Annotated in this window: 3 protein-coding genes; all 3 read left to right on the top strand. The window is 53.3% G+C overall.

The features are described from left to right. The coding region (locus R3F72_RS18345; RefSeq protein WP_442978370.1) for a restriction endonuclease subunit S at nt 1–604 on the top strand (604 nt) is incomplete at its 5' end. Beyond that, the gene (gene dinD, locus R3F72_RS18340; RefSeq protein WP_256961392.1) at nt 597–1,250 is read left to right on the top strand and encodes a DNA damage-inducible protein D; all 654 of its coding nucleotides are present in this window, start codon (nt 597–599) and stop codon (nt 1,248–1,250) included. The genes R3F72_RS18345 and dinD, both read left to right, overlap by 8 nt. Nucleotides 1,251–1,627: 377 nt before the next feature. Next, nucleotides 1,628–3,697 (top strand): type I restriction endonuclease subunit R, encoded by a 2,070-nt coding sequence (locus R3F72_RS18335; protein ID WP_332780455.1) that lies wholly within the window; start codon nt 1,628–1,630, stop codon nt 3,695–3,697. The last annotated feature ends 65 nt before the right edge of the window (nt 3,698–3,762 follow it).

The following is a 3,762-nucleotide window of genomic DNA, read 5'->3' as shown; positions in this document are numbered from 1 at the left end:
GCATCTGCCGGTCATCGCGGCGTGGGCGTCCACGCCCAGCGGGCGTGCCAGGCGAAACGATATCTTCAATCAATGTCCAACCCTGATCGGAAATCTCGTAACGTCCTGCCATGACAATACCTCCAAGTCTGAGGGAGGAAAGGCTAGCAAGACATCATTTTTCAGACAAAGCGTAGCCATAGCTATGTATGGTGCTACGATTGGTCGACTTGGAATATTCGGGGTAGATGCTACCGTCAATCAAGCTTGCTGCGTTTATTCTCAACCTACAGTGTTCGATACTCGCTTCGTTTACTACTGGCTTCGGATGCGAAAACCCATCTTAATATCACTTTCAAGCGGTGGTGGGCAGCCCAATCTCAGTCAAGACGACCTGAAAAAGTTATGGATTCCAATTCCCGATATCAGCGAGCAGCGAGCTATTGTCCAGTACTTAGATAAAGAAGTATCTCAAGTAGAGGATCGGATTGCGAAAGTTCGCTTAGTTATAGATAAGTTAAACGAATACCGCGCAGCCCTGATCACCAATGCTGTCACCGGCAAAATCGACGTACGGGACTTCTGCATACCTACTACTGAGCAAAGGGAGGTTGCCCATGGCTGATACGCCGTCCACCAATACCCACCACGAGAGCTTTGAAGGCATCCGCAGAGAGGATGAGCATGGCAACGAGTTCTGGTCAGCCAGGGAGCTGGCACCGCTCTTGGAGTACCAGCAGTGGCGAAATTTTGTTCAGGTTATTGATAAGGCGAAGCAGGCCTGCGCGAAGTCAGGAAACGAGGTTGCAGACCATTTTGCTGACGTCAGCAAAATGGTCGACATAGGCTCCGGCGCGCAACGCCCGGTACCGGATGCCCACCTGTCACGCTATGCCTGCTACCTGATCGTCCAGAACGGCGACCCTACGAAGCCGGTCATCGCCAACGGCCAGACCTACTTTGCTATCCAGACACGCCGACAGGAGCTGGAGGACAGCGAGCAGTTCACATCCCTCTCCGAGGATGAGAAGCGCCTGGCAATCCGTAAGGAGCTTATCGCCCACAACAAGTACCTGGCGGCGGCTGCCCAGGATGCTGGCGTGGAGACCCCATTGGATTACGCCATTTTTCAGGATCATGGCTACAAAGGGCTATACGGGGGGCTGGGTGCCAAGGATTTACACGCCAGAAAAGGGCTCAAAAAGAGCCACAAGATTCTGGACTACATGGGGAGCACAGAGCTCGCTGCCAATCTGTTCCGTGCCACGTAGGCAGAAGAGAAGCTTCGCCGGGACAACATTCAGGGTAAGCAGAACGCCAACAAAACCCATTTCGAGGTAGGCCAGAAGGTTCGACAAACCATTGGCGAACTGGGCGGTACCATGCCAGAAAACCTGCCCACGCCGGATAAAAGCGTCAAACAAGTAGAAAACGCTCAGAAGAAGCTGGGAAAGCAGCAGAACGACGATTCTGACCAAGAGTAGTCGCTGGAACCCAGCCAAGTTTTAAAAAGGAACATAGGTTATGCACAAAGAAATAGACTTTGAGAACGCCATAGAGCAGGCGCTGATCACCCAGGGTGGCTATCTGTCAAAAGGGGGATCCCACCAGTTTCGATGCTGAAACAGCCTTGTTCCCGGGGGATGTCGTGAGCTTTGTGCAGAAGACACAACCCAAGATCTGGGAGCGGTTGAACAACCTGGATTCGAGCAAGGCCGACAGCATGCTCTTGGATGCGCTCACCAAGGAACTGGCCGCAAAAGGCGCCCTGACCGTGCTGCGCGAGGGCTTCAAGTGCGTCGGCAAGTCGGTGAAGCTGGCTTATTTTGCTCCCAATACCAGTATTGATACCGGCGCGGCTGCACGCTACGCCGCGAACAGGCTTACCGTGGTTCGTCAGGTACATACAAAGACCGGTGCAATTCCGGACATGGTGCTTGCTGTGAACGGCCTCCCAGTTGCCACATTGGAGCTGAAAAATGCCATGTCGGCGACTGGATGGACGGTAGAAAATGCCAAGTCCCAGTACCGCTTCGAACGGAACCCCAAAGACCCGCTGTTCGCCTTCAAGAATCGCTGCCTGGTGCATTTTGCAGTAGATACCGAGCAAGCATTTATGACCACGCACCTGGAGGGTAAGGATACCTTTTTCCTGCCTTTCAACCGGGGTTTTAATCACGGCGCTGGCAACCCGCCCATGGAAGGTGAGGTTCGTACCGCCTACCTCTGGGAAGAGGTGCTGGAGCGGGACAGCCTGATGGATATCCTCGCCCGTTTTCTGCACCTTCAGGTAGAAGAGAAAACGGTCGTGACCGAAAAGGGAATCAAGCGCCACCGCAAGGAAACGCTGATTTTCCCCCGGTACCACCAACTGGATGCCGTAAGGTCTCTGACCCAGCACGCAAAAGCCAAGGGCTCCGGCCATAACTATCTCGTACAGCACTCTGCGGGTTCCGGTAAATCCAACTCCATTGCCTGGTTGGCTCATCGTTTGTCCAGTCTGCACGATGCCAACAACGAGAAAGTATTCCATTCCGTGGTGGTGATTACTGATCGCCGGGTACTCGACCAGCAATTGCAGAACACCATCTTCCAATTCGAGCACAAGTTGGGCGTTGTTCAGAAGATCGACGAGAACACTCAGCAACTGGCCAAGGCGCTGGCTGACGGCGTGCCGATCATCATTTCGACTATCCAGAAATTCCCCTTCATCAGTCAGGCCATTCGCACGCTGGAACAGAAAGGCAAAGGCATTTCAATTTCGACGGAAGGCAAACGCTTCGCGGTGATTGTGGATGAGGCTCACAGCTCGCAAAGTGGCGAAACGGCCATGGAGCTGCGGAAAATTCTCAACAAGGATGGCATCGAGTCAGCCATCGCTGAGCAGTTGCTGGACATGGAAGACGAGAGCCTTAGCGAAGAAGCCAAAAAGGAACTCATCCGTGAGCAGCTCAAACGTGCCAAACAGCCCAACCTGAGCTTTTTTGCGTTCACCGCTACCCCCAAGTTCAAGACCATGGCCGTGTTCAACGAGCCAGGACGAAACGGGGAAGCTCCGTTCCATCACTACAGTATGAGGCAGGCCATTGAAGAGGGCTTTATCCATGACGTGTTAGCCCACTACACTTGCTACAAGCGTTATTACAAGCTGATCCAGAAGGTGGAGGATGACCCTGAAGTGCCGCGCCGCAAGGCCGCGCGGGCGCTAGCTCGTTTTGTTTCCTTCCACGACTATGAGATAGCGCAGAAGGTTGAGGTGATCGTTGAGCACTTTCGCACCCATACCCGCCACAAGATCGGTGGCCGGGCAAAAGCCATGGTAGTGACCAGCTCTCGTGAACATGCGGTGCGCTACAAGCTGGGCTTTGACAAGTACATCAAATCTAAAGGCTATACGGATGTGAAGTCCCTCGTAGCCTTCTCGGGGGAGATCGCTCTCAAGGAATATGCTGACAAGACGTTTACCGAAGTCGGTATGAACGAGGGCATCAAGGAGTCTGAGCTACCGGATAAATTCAACACCGAGGAATATCAGGTGTTACTGGTCGCTGAAAAATACCAAACCGGATTTGACCAGCCACTGCTTCACAGCATGTATGTGGATAAGAAGCTGTCAGGCATTCAGGCGGTGCAAACACTGTCGCGGCTTAACCGAAGAGTTAAGCTCAAGTCTGGTGGATGGGAGGAGGTAGGAAGGGTGGCGTATCCTGTTGATTGATCACGACCAAGATCTCAACCAACACGAGTGGATACGCCATGACCGATTCTACCCTCCAGGCTCTT

The organism is Salinicola sp. 4072 (genome assembly GCF_036663415.1).
GTDB lineage: Bacteria > Pseudomonadota > Gammaproteobacteria > Pseudomonadales > Halomonadaceae > Salinicola > Salinicola salarius_A.
The sequence above is the reverse complement of the archived record's forward strand: the minus strand, read 5'-3'. Positions and strand labels throughout refer to the sequence as shown.